Here is a 16,153-nt window from a genome sequence, read left to right as displayed (position 1 = left end):
CCGCTGCTGAGCGCGGGTGACTACTGGCCCGCGAACTTCTTGCTGACCGCGTTGTAGATGCCCTTGGCTTCGGGGCCCAGGTGGGGGCCCGCCAGCCAGGTGGCGTCGGACGGGCCTATCGAGGTGTTGGACACCAGCGCGGGCTTGCCGTCCGCACCGTTCGCGACCCAACCGCCGCCGGAGGAACCGGCGGTCATCGTGCAGCCGATGCGGTACATGGTCGGCTGCTTGGCGTCCAGCGAGAGCCTGCCCGGCTTGTCGGCGCACTGGTCCATCTTCTGGCCGTCGAACGGCGGGGCGGCCGGGTAGCCGGTGGCCGTGATCTCGTCGATGGACTTCACGGCCGGTGCGTTGAAGTCGACCGGCAGCGCGCCGCCGACGGTCTCCTCCAGCGACTTGCCGCCGCTGACCTCAGGCTTCACATGCATGACCGCGAAGTCGTACGGAGCGCCCTTGCCGCCGGTGGCCGCGCCGCTGTCGATCCACTGGGAGGAGGTCTGCGCCCAGTCGGCCCACCAGACGCCCTTGGGGGCGAGTTCTTCCCTGGTGGCGTTCTTCAGCTCGGCCGCCGACTTGCCGGAGTCGTTGTACGAGGGCACGAACATCAGGTTCTTGTACCAGCCGCCGCCCTTGCCCGCGTGGACGCAGTGGCCCGCCGTCCAGACCATGTTGGACTTGCCGGGGTGGGCGGGGTCCTCGACCACGGTCGCGGAGCAGACCATCGACCCCTCGGGGCCGTCGAAGAAGACCTTACCCGCGTAGGGGACGCGGGAGCTGTACGGGCTGTCGACCTCCTTGGCCTCCACCGGCTGCGGATCGGGGTCGGTCACGCCCTGGTCGTCCGCGATGTCGCTGTCGTCGACCTGCTCCTCCGGCTCCTGGGCATCCCGCATCCGGTCCGGCTTCCACAGACCCTTGATGATCGGGTTGATGAAGTCGCCCGCCTCGCGGAGCCAGTCGTCCCGGTCCCACTTGTTCCAGGCGCCGTTCTTCCACTGGTCCAGGTCGACGCCGAGGTTCTGCAGCTTGTCGTTGAGATTGTCGGGCAGCTTGATGTCGTCCGCGCCCTGCTGGCCCGACGATGCGGAGGCCTTGGCATCGGCCGAGTCGTCCGACGATCCGCACGCGGTGGCGGTGAGCGCCAGCACGGCGGCGACGGCCGCCGTGGCGAGGGCGGGCCGGCGTTTGAAAGGCATGGGCGGAACTCCCCCTGATGTTCTGAACTGCTTCACGGCCTGACTGCTCACGGCCTGTCTGGATTTGTCATGCTCCCCCCGACAGGGGGGTGATCCCCCACTATGCCGGTGCCGCCTACGACGACTTCAGGCGGGTCCTTGGTTCCCGGCGGCAAGGATCTTCGGCCAGCCCGTGATCCCCGGCCACACCTGTCGTTGGTACGTACGGGGGACTGCCGGAGGGTGTTCAGCAGCGAGAGGACCGTGAGCCGTGGCCATGACCCAGCTCCCGCCGATGACGCCGGACCCTTCGCCGCCCGCCGGACCGGACGGCGGCGGGTCCGGCGAGGACGCTCCGGCCATCCTGCGGCGCCAGTCGCTGCGGGAGTCGGCCGCCCGCACCTACGCCCGGGCGCTGCCCATCGTCCCGGTGCGCGCCCGCGGGCTGACGATCGAGGGAGCCGACGGCCGCCGCTACCTCGACTGCCTCTCCGGAGCCGGGGCGCTGGCGCTCGGGCACAACCATCCGGTGGTGCTGGAAGCGATTCGCGCCGTGCTGGACTCGGGAGCCCCGCTCCAGATCCTGGACCTGGCCACGCCGGTCAAGGACGCCTTCACGGACGAGCTGTTCGCCACGCTGCCGCCCGAACTCGCCGCGCACGCACGGGTGCAGTTCTGCGGGCCCGCGGGCACGGACGCCGTCGAAGCCGCGCTCAAGCTGGTACGCACCGCCACGGGGCGGGACGGCCTGCTGGCCTTCTCCGGGGCCTACCACGGTATGACGGCCGGGGCGCTGGCCGCCTCGGGCGGCGCCCCCTCGGTGAGCGTGACCCGGCTGCCGTATCCCTACGACTACCGTTGCCCGTTCGGGGTGGGTGGTGAGCACGGCGCGGAACTCGCGGCGCGCTGGACCGAGCGGCTGCTGGACGACCCGAAGGGCGGGGCGGGCGCACCGGCCGGGATGATCCTTGAACCGGTGCAGGGCGAGGGCGGGGTGATCCCCGCCCCGGACGGCTGGCTGCGCCGGATGCGGGAGATCACCGCGGCCCGAGGCATCCCGCTCATCGCGGACGAGGTGCAGACCGGCGTGGGGCGCACGGGTTCCTTCTGGGCGGTCGGACACAGCGGCGTGGTGCCCGATGTGATGGTGCTGTCGAAGGCCATCGGCGGCAGCCTGCCGCTGGCCGTCGTGGTCTACCGGGAAGAGCTGGACACCTGGCGGCCCGGCGCCCACGCGGGCACCTTCCGGGGCAATCAGCTGGCGATGGCGGCGGGCGCGGCCACGCTCGCGTACGTCCGCGAAAACGGTCTCGCGCAGCGGGCCGCGGTCGTCGGCGAGCGGATGCTGACGCGGCTGCGCACCCTCGCCGCGCGGTGGCCCCACATCGGGGACGTCCGAGGCCGCGGCCTCATGATCGGCCTCGAACTGGTCGACCCGGCGGATCCGGCCCCCGGCCCTGGGCGCCCTGGTGCTGCGGCCGACACCGCCGTGACGACCGGTGCCTTCGCCGGTACGGACGGCCGCTTCGCCGACCGTACGGAGACCGGCCCCGCCGCCCGCCCCGCCGCCCCGATGCTGGCGGCCGCCGTGCAGCGGGAGTGCCTGCACCGTGGCCTGATCGTCGAACTCGGCGGCCGCCACTCCGCGGTGATCCGCCTCCTTCCGCCACTGACCATCACCGACGAGCAGGCCGAAGCCGTTCTGGACCGGCTCGCCGATGCCCTGGACGCCGCGATCCGCGCCCTCGGCGACCGCGCCGCCCATGAACTCCCGCCACCTGCCCCGTCCTTCACCGGAGGCCACCGGTGACGCGCCCCGCGGCCGTGAGACCGCACCACCACCGCACCATCGAAGGAGGCAGGCGCCAGGCTCCCGGCGTGAAGGCCGTGACGCGAGCGCCGCACCCACCATGCCGCACTCCCCTGGGCGAGCCCCCCTGTATCCCCAGCCGGACCCGGAGGACGGTGCCATGAGCGACCGTACGGCCCGCGCCCCCGCCGCCGGGCATGCCGGAGCCGGAGGTGAGGCCCCGCCCTCGATGCCCTCCATGCCCTCCGCTCCACCAGCGTCCGCCGCGCAGACGACGACGGGATTCCCACCCGCGCTGACGGAGCCACAGCGCCGGGCGCCCCACCCGACGGCGGCCTCGCCCCAGACTCCAGCCCTGCCGCCCGAGTCGGCAGCACCCCCAGCCGTGCCACCGACCGCCGAGCCCCCCACCGCCGGGCCGCCCCAGCCGACGGCACTCACACTGTCGGCAGCCCCTGCCGCGCCGCCCCTCGCCATGACGGCCCCGGTACCGCGGCAGGATCACAGCGGCCACGACGTACCCGAGGACTTCGCGACCACCACCGGGCAGGACCCGCTCGACCATCCCGATCCGCAGGTCGCCGCCGATGCCGCAGGGGTCGAGAACCTGCTGCGCTGCTGGGTACGGGAGACCGCCGCAGGGCCCCCGGACCGTGACATCCTCCGCCTCCCCCTCGCCGCGAGCGGCACCTCCCTCCAGGTGCCCGTGCGCTACTGGTCGGCCACCGGCTGGCACCGCTTCGGTGAGCCGGTGCTGGAACACGGCCCCTGGGACGCCCCCGCCGTCGGCGCGGTGGCCCTCGCGGCGCTGCTCACCCGGGAGGCGGCGTACGCGGCCCGCCAGGAGGAGACCGACGCGGAGGCCTCCGAACTCATCGGCCGGGTAGCGGACTCCGTACGACGCACCGCCCAGTTCCTCGCCCACCGCAGGGCCGCGCCCGCCGATCCCGGCGCCGGGACCCCCTTCCTCAGCGCGGAACAGTCTCTTCTCCTCGGACACCCCCTTCATCCGACGCCGAAGAGCCGTGAAGGTCTCTCCGAAGCGGCGTCACCTGTGTGCTCTCCCGAATCGCGTGGCTCCTTTCCCCTGCACTGGTTCGGCGTCGACCGGTCCGTGCTCGCCTGCGAGTCGGCCTGGACCGAACGCGGCAGGACCGTGCCGGCCGAGCGGCTGGCCCTCTCCCTCGCGGGCAGCGGTCTGCAACTGCCCTCCGGAACCGTGCCCTTGCCCCTGCACCCGTGGCAGGCCCAGGAGATCCGGCACCGCCCGGCCGCCGCCGCGCTGTTCGACGCGGGCCTGCTGCACGACCTCGGCCCGGCCGGCGGACACTGGTACCCCACCTCCTCCGTTCGCACCGTCTACCGGCCCGGCGCGGCAGCGATGCTCAAGCTCTCCCTCGGGCTGCGGATCACCAACTCCCGCCGCGAGAACCTCCGCAAAGAGCTTCACCGTGGCGTCGAGGTCCACCGGCTGCTGCGCAGCGGGCTGGCCGAGCAGTGGCGGGCCGCCTTCCCCGGATTCCCCGGCTTCGACATCGTCCGTGACCCGGCCTGGCTCGCGGTGGACGGGCTGGACGGCGACCCCCTGACCGGGCTGGACGTCGTCATCCGGCACAACCCGTTCGGCCCGGGCGACGACGCCGTCTGCGTCGCCGGGCTCCTCTCGCTCCGTCCCTGGCCGGGGCGGCCCGCCATGCGCTCACACCTGGCCCGCCTCGTCGCCCGGCTCGCCGCCCGCACCGGCCGCTCCTCGGCCGCCGTCAGCGCCGAGTGGTTCCTGCGCTATCTGCACACGGTCGTACGCCCCGTGCTCTGGCTGGACGGAGAGGCGGGCATCGCCCTGGAGGCACACCAGCAGAACACCCTGGTGCTGCTGGACCCGGACGGTTGGCCGGTCGGGGGCCGCTACCGGGACAACCAGGGCTACTACTTCCGCGAGTCCCGGTATGACGATCTCCAGCGGCGGCTGCCCGGCATCGGCGGGGGCAGCGACACCTTCGTGTCCGACGAGGTCACCGACGAGCGCTTCGCCTACTACCTCGGCGTCAACAACGTCCTCGGCGTGATCGGAGCGTTCGGGTCGCAGCGGCTCGCCGACGAGCGCGTGCTGCTGGCCGCGTTCCGCCGCTTTCTCGCCGACGCCGCGTCCGGCCCCGGCAAGCTCCGCTCGCGGTTGCCCGCCCGCCTCCTGGAGACGCCCACCCTGCGCTGCAAGGCCAATCTGCTCACCCGCCTGCGCGGCCTGGACGAACTCGTGGGGCCGGTCGACACCCAGTCCGTCTACGTCACCATCGCCAACCCCCTTGTCACGTCGGCCGCTTCCACGGCATGACCTCCGTCCACCCCGCCGATCACGCCCTCACGGCGCGTCCGAGATCCATGAGAGGAGAGCGTCCCAGTGCCGCACTCCGACTCCAGCACCGACGACACCCTCGACATGCGGACGCGCCAGGATGAAGAGACCGCCCGAATTCCCGAGGGCCAGCTGACCGGCCCGGATTTCGGCACTCGCCCCGACCTGCTCGACCGCATCGCCGAATGGGGCCCCACCAGCACCCCGGCGGGCACCTTCCAGCTGGTCCCGGTCCGTGTCGGGCGCGATCTGCGGCTCATCGCCCGGTGGATGAACGACCCGGCCGTGGCCGCCTTCTGGGAACTCGGCGGCCCCGACGACATCACGGCGAGCCATCTGGGCGGCCAGCTCGACGGTGACGGCCGCAGCGTGCCCTGCCTGGGAGTGCTGGACGGTGTCCCGATGAGCTACTGGGAGGTATACCGCGCCGATCTCGACCCGCTCGCCCGGCACTATCCGGCCCGGCCGCACGACACCGGCGTCCATCTGCTCATCGGCCGCGTCAGCGATCGTGGCCAGGGCCTGGGCACGACCCTGCTCCGCGCCGCGGCCGATCTCGTACTCGAACACCGCCCGTCCTGCGCGCGGGTCGTGGCCGAACCCGATCTGCGCAACGCCCCCTCCGTCGCGGCCTTTCTCGGCGCCGGTTTCCGCTTCTCCGCCGAGGTGGACCTGCCCGGGAAACGCGCGGCACTGATGCTGCGCGACCGCGCCCTGCGCCACCTGCTGTGAGCCATCGTGACCCCCTGTGTTCCGCGACGGCTTCCGAGCGCCGCCTTTTCCTGTGATACACCGCTCGGCCCGTCCAGGTTCCGCCCATACCACGCGTTCCCTCCACGGTGGGTGATACGACCGTGGGCGGGAGTGATGTCGGTGCCGCCGCGTAGGCTGGCAGCCCTATGACTGACACGTCCTCGCCTCCGCTCGCAGACCTGCTGCACGCCGCCGTCGACGCCGTCGGCGGTACCGAACGCCCTGGCCAGACAGCCATGGCCGAAGCCGTGGCCGAGGCGATCGACGACACGTCCCATCTCCTGGTCCAGGCCGGTACCGGCACCGGAAAGTCGCTCGGCTATCTGGTGCCCGCCCTCGCCCACGGCGAGCGCGTCGTCGTTGCCACGGCGACCCTCGCCCTGCAGCGCCAGCTCGTCGAGCGCGATCTGCCGCGTACCGTCGACGCCCTGCATCCGCTGCTGCGCCGCCGCCCCGAGTTCGCCATGCTCAAAGGGCGGTCCAACTACCTGTGCCTGCACCGCCTCCACGAAGGGGTGCCGCAGGAGGACGCCGACGAGGGTGGGCTGTTCGACCCCTTCGAGGCGGCCGCGCCCACCAGCAAGCTGGGCAAGGACCTGCTGCGGCTGCGTGACTGGTCCGACGATACGGAGACGGGCGACCGCGACGACCTGACCCCCGGCGTCTCCGACCGCGCCTGGTCCCAGGTGTCGGTCACCTCCCGTGAATGCCTCGGCGCGTCCAAGTGCGCTTATGGCGCGGAGTGCTTCGCCGAGGCCGCCCGCGAGCGCGCCAAGCTCGCCGAGGTCGTCGTCACCAACCACGCGCTGCTCGCTATCGACGCCATCGAGGGTGCCCCGGTGCTGCCCAGCCACGAGGTGCTGATCGTCGACGAGGCGCATGAGCTGGTCTCCCGCGTCACCGGCGTCGCCAGCGGGGAGCTGACCCCCGGCCAGGTCAACCGGGCCGTGCGGCGCGCCGCCAAGCTGGTGAACGAGAAGGCGGCCGACGCGCTCCAGACCGCCTCGGAGACCTTCGAGCGGATCATGGAGCTGGCGCTCCCCGGCCGCCTCGAGACCATCCCCGAGGACCTGAGCTATGCCCTGATGGCGTTGCGTGACGCGGCCCGTACGGTGATCTCCGCGCTCGGCGCCACCCGTGACGCCTCGGTGCAGGACGAGGACGCCGTCCGCAAGCAGGCCCTGGGCGCGGTGGAGAACATCCACCAGGTGGCGGAGCGGATCGTGGAGGCCTCCGAGTTCGACGTGATCTGGTACGAGCGGCACGACCGCTTCGGGGCCTCGCTGCGCGTCGCCCCGCTGTCCGTGTCCGGTCTGCTGCGCGAGAAGCTGTTCGAGGACCGCTCGGTGATCCTCACCTCCGCCACCCTCAAGATCGGTGGGGACTTCAACGGGGTGGCCGCGTCGCTCGGTCTCGCTCCCGAGAGCCCCCAGGACCCCGAGGGCGGCGAGGACTCCGCCCCGCGCTGGCAGGCCCTCGACGTCGGCTCGCCCTTCGACTACGCGAAGCAGGGAATCCTCTACGTCGCCAAGCATCTCGCCCAGCCCGGCCGTGAGGGCAGCCGCGGCGACATGCTGGATGAGCTGGCCGAGCTGGTGGAGGCCGCGGGCGGGCGCACGCTCGGGCTGTTCTCGTCCATGCGCGCCGCCCAGGCCGCCGCGGAAGACCTGCGCGGACGGCTCGACGTGCCCATCCTCCTCCAGGGCGAGGAGACCCTCGGCGAGCTGATCCGGGCCTTCGCGGCCGACGCCAGGACCTGCCTGTTCGGCACGCTGTCGCTGTGGCAGGGCGTGGATGTGCCGGGCCCGAGCTGTCAGTTGGTGGTCATGGACCGGGTGCCCTTCCCGCGCCCCGACGACCCGCTGATGAGCGCGCGGCAGAAGGCCGTGGAGGAGGCCGGTGGCAATGGCTTCATGGCGGTCGCGGCCACGCACGCCGCGCTCCTGATGGCGCAGGGCGCGGGGCGGCTCGTGCGAGCCTCCGGGGACCGCGGCATCGTCGCCGTTCTGGACCCGCGGGTCGAGCGGGCCCGCTACGGCTCGTTCCTGCGCAAGACCATGCCGGACTTCTGGTACACGACCGACCGCAACCAGGTGCGCCGCTCCCTGGCCGCGATCGACGCGGCGGCCAAGGCCGAAGGGGCGTAGCGCGCGAGGGCGGGCATCGGGCCAGGCCGGGCATACAGCAGGGCCCCGGAACCGGCGCAGTGGTCCCGGGGCCCGGTCGTTGGGCACGCCAGGGGCGTGCCTCGGTCCGTCGGCTCAGACGCGCCGCAGCACTGCGACGACCTTGCCCAGAATGGTCGCCTCATCACCGGGGATCGGCTGGTACGCGGCGTTGTGCGGGAGCAGCCAGACATGGCCGTCCTCGCGCTTGAAGCGCTTCACCGTCGCCTCCCCGTCGAGCATCGCGGCGACGATGTCCCCGTTCTCGGCGACGGGCTGGCGGCGCACCGTGACCCAGTCCCCATCGCAGATGGCGGCCTCGACCATGGAGTCGCCGACCACCTTCAGGACGAACAGCTCACCGTCGCCGACCAGCTGGCGGGGGAGCGGGAAGACATCCTCGACCGACTCCTCCGCGAGGATCGGCCCGCCGGCCGCGATCCGGCCCACCAGCGGGACGTAGGACGCGGCGGGCTTGCCGGTGGTGTCCGTCGGCTGGGTGCTGGGCTGGTCCGAGCCACGGACCTCGTACGCCCGGGGGCGGTGGGGGTCACGCCGCAGGAAGCCCTTGCGCTCCAGGGCCATCAGCTGGTGGGCGACGGACGAGGTGCTGGAGAGGCCCACCGCCTGGCCGATCTCCCGCATGGACGGGGGGTACCCACGCCGCTGCACAGAGTCGCGGATGACCTCGATGACGCGACGCTGCCGGTCGGTCAGCCCTGAGCTGTCCGCCCGGATTCCTGGAGGTCGCCCGGGTAGTGATCGGGTCGTCTTCTGCCCCTCCGGGTTCGTGCTCGCGTCGTTGATCGCGTGCGTTTGATTCATCGCGTGCGTCTGTTCGAGTCGGCTCTGGGAGCGCTCCTGGGCGGTAACAGCGGCGCTCTCTGCGGTGGTGGTCACGACGGCCCCTCTCGAGATGTTCTCCCTAGTTGGACAACGGTAGTTGCTTTCGAAAGGTTGCGCCAAACACACGTTCGAGTGAAATATCCCAGATGAGCTGACGTGATCACAGGCTTGGGTGTATAGGGCAGTCTCGGGCGCGGGTTGGCGAGTGAGTTTCGGCCCCGTCCGGCGGTGGGGTTCAGTCTTGCACCCCGGGTCCTGTGGAGCTGGGACCCCTGGGGTTCGCGTAGTCTCGTGCCTGCTCCCGAGCCATGACACGCCATGCGGTGCGGTTGGGTGCCAGACACCAGATCTAGTGGTTTGATGGATGTCAGCCACCCACAGCTTGTGGTCCCTGGTGATTCGTTGCCGAGATCTTCGCCTATGCTTGTGGTCGCTTCGGCGGGCCTGCGCGGCCGGTCGGGGCTTGTCAGTCATGCGCCGTTTTTGAGGGTGAGGGAGGGTACGGAGCCATGCACTGCCCCTTCTGCAGGCACCCCGACAGCCGCGTCGTCGACAGCCGGACCACAGATGACGGCTGCTCGATCCGCAGGCGCCGCCAGTGCCCCGACTGTTCGCGTCGCTTCACGACCGTGGAGACCGCGTCGCTGATGGTGATCAAGCGGAGTGGGGTCACCGAGCCCTTCAGCCGCGACAAGGTCATCTCCGGGGTTCGCAAGGCATGCCAGGGCCGTCCCGTCACCGAGGACGCCCTCGCCAAGCTCGGTCAGCGCGTGGAAGAGGCCGTACGGGCCACCGGAAGCGCCGAGCTGTCCACCCATGACGTGGGGCTCGCCATACTCGGTCCGCTCCAGGAGCTCGACCTCGTCGCCTACCTGCGCTTCGCCTCCGTCTACCGCGCCTTCGACTCGCTCGAGGACTTCGAGGCCGCGGTCACGGAGCTGCGGGACCAGCAACGGCCCCCCGCGCACGACCGCGGACCCGGCGCCGACGGGGCCGAGGAGGCCCCCGCGCCCGTCACCGCCGCCGACTGACCGGCGGCCGAAGACCTGCCCGGGGCGCATCGCGCCTCCGGGTGAAAGACAAGAGACACCGTGCCCGGGAAGAAATGGGCACATCAGGGCGTTTTCGCCCGTACAGGGAGGCGGAATGACAGAGACGGCGAGCGGCCCCGCACGAGGCTCCCGCTCCAAGGGAAGCAAGAACAAGGGTCTGCGTATCGAGCGCGTCTTTACCACCCCCGGCGTGCACCCGTACGACGAGGTGGTCTGGGAGCGCCGTGACGTCGTCATGACCAACTGGCGTGACGGGTCGGTGAACTTCGAGCAGCGCGGTGTGGAGTTCCCCGACTCCTGGTCGGTCAACGCGGTCAACATCGTCACGAGCAAGTACTTCCGCGGCGCGGTCGGCTCCCCGGACCGCGAGGCGAGCCTGAAGCAGCTCATCGACCGAGTGGTGGGCACGTACCGCGCGTCCGGCGAGGCCAACGGCTACTTCGCCTCCCCGGCGGACGCCGAGATCTTCGATCATGAGCTGACGTACGCGCTGCTCCACCAGGTCTTCAGCTTCAACTCGCCCGTGTGGTTCAACGTCGGCACCAAGCAGCCGCAGCAGGTCAGCGCCTGCTTCATCCTCTCCGTGGACGACTCCATGGAGTCGATCCTGGACTGGTACAAGGAAGAGGGGATGATCTTCAAGGGCGGCTCCGGCGCCGGCCTGAACCTCTCCCGCATCCGCTCCTCCAAGGAGCTGCTCTCCTCCGGCGGCAACGCCTCCGGGCCCGTCTCCTTCATGCGCGGCGCCGACGCCTCCGCCGGAACGATCAAGTCGGGCGGCGCGACCCGCCGGGCCGCCAAGATGGTCGTCCTCGACGTCGACCACCCGGACGTCGAGGCGTTCATCGAGACCAAGGTCAAGGAAGAGGAGAAGGTCCGCGCCCTGCGCGACGCGGGCTTCGACATGGACCTGGGCGGCGACGACATCACGTCCGTCCAGTACCAGAACGCCAACAACTCGGTCCGGGTGAACGACACGTTCATGAAGGCCGTGGAGTCCGGCTCGCAGTTCGGCCTGCGCAGCCGCATGACCGGTGAGCCCATCGAGGAGGTCGACGCCAAGTCCCTCTTCCGGAAGATGGCCGAGGCGGCCTGGGCCTGCGCCGACCCGGGCATCCAGTACGACGACACGATCAACCACTGGCACACCTCGCCGGAGTCGGGCCGGATCACCGCGTCCAACCCGTGCAGCGAGTACATGCACCTGGACAACTCCTCGTGCAACCTGGCCTCGCTCAACCTCATGAAGTTCCTGGAGGACGACGGCTCGGGCAACCAGCGCTTCGACGCCGAGCGCTTCGCCAAGGTCGTCGAGCTGGTCATCACCGCGATGGACATCTCCATCTGCTTCGCGGACTTCCCGACCCAGAAGATCGGTGAGACGACCCGCGCCTTCCGCCAGCTGGGCATCGGCTACGCCAACCTCGGCGCCCTGCTGATGGCCACCGGCCACGCCTACGACAGCGACGGCGGCCGGGGCCTGGCCGGAGCCATCACCTCCCTGATGACCGGCACCTCGTACAAGCGCTCCGCCGAGCTGGCGGCCGTCGTCGGCCCGTACGACGGCTACGCCCGCAACGCGGACGCCCACAACCGCGTCATGAAGCAGCACTCGGACGCCAACGCCATCGCCAAGCGCGTGGACGACCTGGACACCCCGGTCTGGGCGGCGGCCACCGAGGCATGGCAGGACGTGCTGCGCCTCGGCGAGAAGAGCGGCTTCCGCAACGCCCAGGCGTCGGTGCTCGCCCCCACCGGCACCATCGGCCTGATGATGGACTGCGACACCACGGGCGTCGAGCCGGACCTGGCCCTGGTGAAGTTCAAGAAGCTGGTCGGCGGCGGCTCGATGCAGATCGTGAACAACACGGTCCCCAAGGCGCTCAAGCGGCTCGGCTACCAGCCGGAGCAGGTCGAGGCGATCGTCGCCCACATCGCCGACCACGGCAATGTGATCGACGCGCCGGGGCTGAAGCCCGAGCACTACGAGGTCTTCGACTGCGCGATGGGTGAGCGTTCCATCTCGCCGATGGGCCATGTGCGGATGATGGCCGCCGCTCAGCCGTTCCTGTCCGGCGCGATCTCCAAGACGGTCAACATGTCGGAGACGGCCACCGTCGAGGAGATCGAGGAGATCTACTTCGAGGGCTGGAAGCTGGGCCTCAAGGCGCTGGCGATCTACCGCGACAACTGCAAGGTCGGCCAGCCGCTCTCCGCCAAGAAGAAGGAGGAGAAGGCGGTTGAGCAGGCCGTGCCGGAGGTCGAGAAGGTCGTCGAGTACCGTCCGGTCCGCAAGCGTCTGCCCAAGGGCCGTCCCGGCATCACCACCTCCTTCACGGTCGGCGGCGCCGAGGGCTACATGACGGCGAACTCCTACCCGGACGACGGGCTCGGCGAGGTCTTCCTGAAGATGTCCAAGCAGGGCTCGACCCTCGCGGGCATGATGGACGCCTTCTCCATCGCCGTCTCGGTCGGCCTCCAGTACGGGGTGCCCCTGGAGACGTACGTCTCGAAGTTCACCAACATGCGCTTCGAGCCGGCCGGAATGACGGACGACCCGGACGTGCGGATGGCCCAGTCGATCGTCGACTACATCTTCCGTCGCCTGGCGCTGGACTTCCTGCCCTTCGAGACCCGGTCGGCGCTCGGCATCCACTCCGCCGAGGAGCGTCAGCGTCACCTGGAGACCGGTTCGTACGAGGCGTCCGAGGACGACGTCGACGTCGAGGGCCTGGCCCAGTCGGCGCCGCGTCGGCTGGAGGCACCGAAGGCCACCACGGCCGTGTCCCAGTCCGAGACGTCCGCCCCGAAGGAGGCCCACAGCTCGACCGAGCTGGTCGAGATCCAGCTGGGCATGAACGCGGACGCACCGCTGTGCTTCTCCTGCGGCACCAAGATGCGCCGCGCGGGCAGCTGCTACCTGTGCGAGGGCTGCGGCTCGACGAGCGGCTGCAGCTGATCGTCCGCCCTGGCGGGTGACCTTTGAAGCGGGGCGTGGCCTTCGGGCCGCGCCCCGCTCGCATGGGCGGAGGCGGTCAGAAGTCGGGGGGACTGTAGCGGTTCTTGTGTCTCCTGTCACTCGACTTCTCACACGCACCATGAAATTCGACAACGCCCCGACTGGCGGTGGCTCGTGCGCCACGCTCTGTGCAGCGGAGTCGAACGTCGTGCGCAGCACGGCCCATGTGACCGAGGAGGTCTTGCTGTGACTGTCGCCGCCATCGGCAACACGGGTAATGCCGCACAGCTTTTCCGGGGCACCAACCACAGTCCGTCGTACTTCATGCTGAACCGCGCGGGGGTAGCGGGCGGCGGACAGGACATCGTGGATTTCTGTATCCCCTGTAATCCCTACTTCCCCACCCCCGGCATGTTCGACGAACTGTCGGCCATGCTGCGCGACATTCTCACCTATTACCCCAGCTCCGCCGATACGATCACAGCCGAACTGGCGCATCTGCTCGATCTCCAGCCACAGACCATGGCGATGGGCAACGGCTCGACGGAACTCATCACCTGGATCGACCATTTGCTGGTCAAAGACAGCCTGGCCGTGCCGATCCCCACGTTCGGCCGGTGGACGGATCAGCCGGATGAGACCGGCAAGCGCGTGGACATGTTCCGGCTGCCGGAGCGGCACGGCTTCGCCCTCGATCCCGATGCCTTCGTGTCGTTCATCCGGCAGCGGGGATCACGTACCGCTGTCATCTGCAATCCCAACAATCCCGACGGCGGTCTTCTCTCCCGCGACGCCGTCATATCGTTCATGGACTCCCTCGCGGACCTCGATCTGGTCGTCATCGACGAGTCCTTCCTGGAGTTCGTCGACCCTGAATCCGGTCCGTGGCCGAGCGTCGTCGACGAGGCCGTGGTGCGTCCGAACGTCGTCGTCCTGCGCAGCCTGGGAAAGAATTTCGGCCTGCACGGTGTGCGCTTCGGCTACCTGGTGGCGAACCCCTCGCTCGCCCGGAAGGTCCGCTCCAGGCTGCCGAAGTGGAACCTCAATTCCTTCGCCGAGATCATCGTCTTCATGCTCAAGGACCACCAGCAGGACTACGAGATGAGTCTGCGGATGCTCGCCCGCGACCGGCAGGAGATGATTTCGCAGCTGGGATGTCTGCCGGGGATGACCGTCTACCCCTCCCAGGGCAACTTCGTGTTCGTCAAACTGCCGGAAGGGGCGGACGGCGTGCAGGTGCGGGACCGGCTGCTGTCCGAACACGGCGTGCTGGTGCGCGAGTGCGGCAACAAGCTCGGCAGCAGCAGCCAGTTCATGCGGCTGGTGGTGCGTTCGGAACCCGATGTGCAACGGCTGTTGTCCGGGCTCAGCAGCGTCCTGTACGGAAGTGCCTGGTACGCGCCCCTGCCCGGAGGACAGCAGCTGCAGGCGGCGTACGCGCCGGCTCCGGGCATGCGGCTGTCGGGGCCCGGCGGCGGCATGCAGGGCGCCGGTGTGGGGCATCCGGGGCCGGGGACGGGGCGCAGGAGGCGCTGACCGTATGCCGCTGGCGGAGGCGTAGGTGCTCTCCGTCGCGGCGCCCCGCGTCCATCTCCGGGGCGCGGGGTGGACCGATTCCTGTGTGATGCGGGCCACCGTCGGGGCCGTAGGATGGCGCGGTGCTGGTCAAGTGGATTCGCTGCACCGTGGTGGACCGCCCGGGGTTCGAGCGGGGGCAGCGGAAGTGGGCGGGGATGCCCGGTGAGCCGGGCTTCCGGGGTCAGGGCGGTGGCTGGAGCCGGGGGCGGCCGAACGTGGCGCACATCTTCGCGTTCTGGGAGAGCCGGGCGTTCTACGACTCCTTCATGGCGCGGTCGCACAATCGGTTGGCGGCGGCGCAGACGGGCACGTACCGGAACATGCAAGTCCGGCTCTTCGAGCATCGCTTCGATGTGAAGGTCGGATTCCAGCCCCGGTTCAACGACGCGGACGTGCTGCGGGTCGCGCACTGCCGGGTGCACGCGGACCGGGTGGAGCACTTCACGCTGGTGCAGGAGAAGGTGTGGAACCCGGCGATGGCCGGGTCGCCCGGCATGCTGCGCGGGGTTTTCGGCGAGGCACCGGGAAACGAGTTCCTGGTGCTGTCGATGTGGGACTCGGCCGCCGAACACGGCAAGTACCGGGTGGAGCGGGTGGAGCGGCTGGGGCTGCGCGCCCAGACGGAGGCGGATGTGGCCGCGATAGCCGGGGACGTGGTGGGCGTCGAGTCCGCCTGGACGGTCTGACGGCGCGACCGCGCCCGGGGCGGCTTCCGGAGGGCAGGCCTCCGGCCATCACCCGGCCGGGAGGTACGCCCCGGCCCGTACGGCTGCGGCGACGGCTGCCGCCGTCTGGTCGGCGAGCGGTCCATCGAGGGGTTCACGGGTGATCAGGGCCCGGAAGATCAGCGGAGCGGACACCGCCCGCACGACCGCCGCGGCGTCGGTACCGGCGGGTGCCTCACCCCGGTCGACCGCCCGCGCCACCACGGATTCACACCGGGCGAACCGCTCGGTATAGAAGTCACGGAGCGCCTCCGCCGCGCGCCGGGAATGGAACGCGGCGGCGACGAAGGCGGTCGGCGCGGCCGTGGCGGGTGCGCCGCCGAAGGTCTCGGTCACCTCGTGGGCCAGGGCCCGCAGATCGCCGTCGAGGCTGCCGGTGTCGGGGGGCGTCCAGGGGTCCTCCCCGGAGAGCTGGAGCGCGTCGGCCACCAGCCCCTCGACGCTGCCCCAGCGCCGGTAGACCGTCGTCTTGTGGACACCGGAGTGTTCGGCGACGTACTCGACTGTCAGGCCCGGGTAGCCGTGCTCGGCGAGACCGGTGAGCACGGCGTCGCGGACCGCGGCGCGGGTGCGCGCGGTGCGCCCGCCGGGGCGGATGGTGCCCGGGGTGTGGGCCGCGTTCTCCGACAATTGCAACTCCTGTTGCCTTAGTGGGTTTCCCGTGTCATCCTGAGGGTAATGCGACTTTGGTTGTGTTTGCAGGGCTCGATCGAGCCACCGGGGGCGGCGGAGGAGGG

The 16,153-nt window shown here is 70.6% G+C and carries 10 protein-coding genes and 1 pseudogene; 8 read left to right on the top strand and 3 right to left on the bottom strand.

Annotated features, from left to right (window positions below; translation table 11 throughout):
* Nucleotides 1-20: 20 nt before the first annotated feature.
* Entirely contained in the window at nucleotides 21-1,196 is a 1,176-nt protein-coding gene (locus tag ACWC5C_RS19880) for a trypsin-like serine peptidase (RefSeq protein WP_385441072.1), read from the bottom strand.
* 250 nt (nucleotides 1,197-1,446) lie between these two features.
* On the opposite strand from ACWC5C_RS19880, the gene ACWC5C_RS19875 reads away from it, so the two are divergent.
* From ACWC5C_RS19875 to ACWC5C_RS19860, 4 genes are all read left to right on the top strand, one after another.
* The gene (locus ACWC5C_RS19875) at nucleotides 1,447-2,985 is read left to right on the top strand and encodes a diaminobutyrate--2-oxoglutarate transaminase family protein (protein ID WP_450876927.1); all 1,539 of its coding nucleotides are present in this window, start codon (nucleotides 1,447-1,449) and stop codon (nucleotides 2,983-2,985) included.
* Between the two features lie 475 nt (nucleotides 2,986-3,460).
* Nucleotides 3,461-5,317, top strand: coding sequence for an IucA/IucC family protein (locus tag ACWC5C_RS19870; RefSeq protein ID WP_450876980.1), 1,857 nt, complete (start codon nucleotides 3,461-3,463; stop codon nucleotides 5,315-5,317).
* Between the two features lie 66 nt (nucleotides 5,318-5,383).
* The gene (locus ACWC5C_RS19865; RefSeq protein ID WP_450876925.1) at nucleotides 5,384-6,070 is read left to right on the top strand and encodes a GNAT family N-acetyltransferase; all 687 of its coding nucleotides are present in this window, start codon (nucleotides 5,384-5,386) and stop codon (nucleotides 6,068-6,070) included.
* A gap of 167 nt (nucleotides 6,071-6,237) precedes the next feature.
* Nucleotides 6,238-8,238 (top strand): ATP-dependent DNA helicase, encoded by a 2,001-nt coding sequence (locus ACWC5C_RS19860; protein ID WP_450876923.1) that lies wholly within the window; start codon nucleotides 6,238-6,240, stop codon nucleotides 8,236-8,238.
* A 114-nt stretch (nucleotides 8,239-8,352) separates the two neighbouring features.
* Here the strand turns inward: ACWC5C_RS19860 and lexA are convergent, their stop codons facing one another.
* Nucleotides 8,353-9,156 carry a transcriptional repressor LexA gene (gene lexA / locus ACWC5C_RS19855; RefSeq protein ID WP_450876921.1) on the bottom strand — a complete coding sequence of 268 codons (804 nt, stop codon included), beginning with the start codon at nucleotides 9,154-9,156 and terminating at the stop codon, nucleotides 8,353-8,355.
* Nucleotides 9,157-9,611: 455 nt separating this feature from the next.
* Between lexA and nrdR the strand changes: the two genes are divergently transcribed.
* From nrdR to ACWC5C_RS19835, 4 genes and pseudogenes are all read left to right on the top strand, one after another.
* Nucleotides 9,612-10,133: a transcriptional regulator NrdR gene (gene nrdR, locus ACWC5C_RS19850; RefSeq protein ID WP_450876919.1), complete on the top strand. Its 522-nt coding sequence runs from the start codon at nucleotides 9,612-9,614 to the stop codon at nucleotides 10,131-10,133.
* A gap of 115 nt (nucleotides 10,134-10,248) precedes the next feature.
* Nucleotides 10,249-13,113: a vitamin B12-dependent ribonucleotide reductase gene (locus tag ACWC5C_RS19845; RefSeq protein WP_450876917.1), complete on the top strand. Its 2,865-nt coding sequence runs from the start codon at nucleotides 10,249-10,251 to the stop codon at nucleotides 13,111-13,113.
* Between the two features lie 324 nt (nucleotides 13,114-13,437).
* A pseudogene (locus ACWC5C_RS19840) lies at nucleotides 13,438-14,625 on the top strand (pyridoxal phosphate-dependent aminotransferase); the annotation flags it as partial.
* Nucleotides 14,626-14,771: 146 nt separating this feature from the next.
* A complete protein-coding gene (locus ACWC5C_RS19835) occupies nucleotides 14,772-15,377 on the top strand; it encodes a YdbC family protein (protein WP_385441061.1) in 606 nt (201 codons plus the stop codon).
* A gap of 48 nt (nucleotides 15,378-15,425) precedes the next feature.
* Here the strand turns inward: ACWC5C_RS19835 and ACWC5C_RS19830 are convergent, their stop codons facing one another.
* A complete protein-coding gene (locus ACWC5C_RS19830; RefSeq protein WP_450876915.1) occupies nucleotides 15,426-16,052 on the bottom strand; it encodes a TetR/AcrR family transcriptional regulator in 627 nt (208 codons plus the stop codon).
* Nucleotides 16,053-16,153: the final 101 nt, after the last annotated feature.

The organism is Streptomyces sp. NPDC001700, assembly GCF_053596435.1.
Note: the sequence above shows the minus strand (reverse complement) of the source record. Positions and strands in the feature narration are given on the sequence as shown.

Excerpts from the sequence above, each read along its gene's own strand:
- ACWC5C_RS19880 (WP_385441072.1), bottom strand. The coding sequence starts at position 1,196 with ATGCCTTTCAAACGCCGGCCCGCCCTCGCCACGGCGGCCGTCGCCGCC.
- ACWC5C_RS19870 (WP_450876980.1), top strand. The coding sequence starts at position 3,461 with ATGACGGCCCCGGTACCGCGGCAGGATCACAGCGGCCACGACGTACCC.
- ACWC5C_RS19860 (WP_450876923.1), top strand. The coding sequence starts at position 6,238 with ATGACTGACACGTCCTCGCCTCCGCTCGCAGACCTGCTGCACGCCGCC.
- nrdR (WP_450876919.1), top strand. The coding sequence starts at position 9,612 with ATGCACTGCCCCTTCTGCAGGCACCCCGACAGCCGCGTCGTCGACAGC.
- ACWC5C_RS19845 (WP_450876917.1), top strand. The coding sequence starts at position 10,249 with ATGACAGAGACGGCGAGCGGCCCCGCACGAGGCTCCCGCTCCAAGGGA.